At 38.8% G+C, this 534-nt stretch carries 1 protein-coding gene; it reads right to left on the bottom strand.

From position 1 onward, the window contains the following. On the bottom strand, nucleotides 1-479 hold a 479-nt coding region (locus GJV78_RS22785), incomplete at its 3' end, for an AMP-binding protein (protein ID WP_230979233.1). Nucleotides 480-534: the final 55 nt, after the last annotated feature.

Below are 534 nucleotides of genomic sequence, written 5' to 3' on the forward strand. Positions count from 1 at the left end.
TTTAACAGATACAGCCGCGTATTGGCTATTGGACGACCGATATGAATATTTTCTCTTCCAACGATCCTTCCTGATGTGGACCAGACGGTTGTTTCCGTCGGACCATACATGTTCCAAGAATTATTGAATTTAGAGTTTAATTCCTGTGCTAAATTGTTTGTGAGAGTTTCACCACCGCATAGCACACGGGTATTTGAATCAAAATCAAGATTTAATTTAAACAACGCCTTCCATACTGAGGGAGTTGCTTGTATTAAATCTATATTTTGGTAGGGGAATTTACCTGACAGCTCGATTTTTGGCGAAAACACGTCACCTATCATTAAGATAACATTCCCATGAATTAATGGAAAAAATGTTTCAGTGACGGAGATGTCAAATGAAAAGCTTGTGAGATGAAGAACTCTTTTACAATGGCTAAATTGAGCTAAGTTTTCCATTGCTGTATTAAAATTAACAAGATTTCTATGTTCAATCATTACTCCTTTGGGCTGCCCGGTCGAACCCGACGTGTAGATCACGTACGCCAGATGC

The organism is Intestinirhabdus alba (assembly GCF_009711095.1).
Lineage (GTDB): Bacteria > Pseudomonadota > Gammaproteobacteria > Enterobacterales > Enterobacteriaceae > Intestinirhabdus > Intestinirhabdus alba.